Genomic DNA, 419 nt, shown 5'->3' on the forward strand with positions numbered 1-419 from the left:
GTCAGTGCAGGAGACTGCCCTGGAGTTCCGCGCGGAGTGCGGGGGTGAGGACGGCGCCGGCGCGGTCGACGAGCAGGGCCATCTCGTAGCCGACGAGGCCGATGTCGGAGTCGGGTGCGGCGAGGACGGCGAGGGCGGAGCCGTCGCTGATGGCCATCAGGAAGAGGAAGCCTCGTTCCATCTCGACGACGGTCTGGTTGACCTCGCCGCCCTCGAAGATCCGGCTGGCGCCGGAGGTGAGGGAGGTGAGGCCGGAGGCCACGGCGGCGAGCTGGTCGGCACGGTCCCGGGGGAAGCCCTCGGACATGCACAGCAGGAGGCCGTCCGCGGAGACCACCACGGTGTGGGACACCCCGGGGGTGTTGTCCACGAAATTGGTGATCAGCCAGTTCAGGTTCTGTGCGGCCTGGCTCATCTGG

At 69.5% G+C, this 419-nt stretch carries 1 protein-coding gene; it reads right to left on the reverse strand.

The annotated features are described in order from the left end of the window. Window position 1 precedes the first annotated feature (1 nt). A complete protein-coding gene (locus tag VM95_RS38100; RefSeq protein WP_030291361.1) occupies window positions 2-415 on the reverse strand; it encodes a roadblock/LC7 domain-containing protein in 414 nt (137 codons plus the stop codon). Window positions 416-419: the final 4 nt, after the last annotated feature.

Source organism: Streptomyces rubellomurinus (assembly GCF_000961885.1).
Taxonomy (GTDB): Bacteria; Actinomycetota; Actinomycetes; order Streptomycetales; family Streptomycetaceae; genus Kitasatospora; species Kitasatospora rubellomurina.

Bases quoted from the DNA above. Each gene is read 5' to 3' on its own strand.
- VM95_RS38100 (WP_030291361.1), bottom strand. From the start codon at position 415: ATGAGCCAGGCCGCACAGAACCTGAACTGGCTGATCACCAATTTCGTG.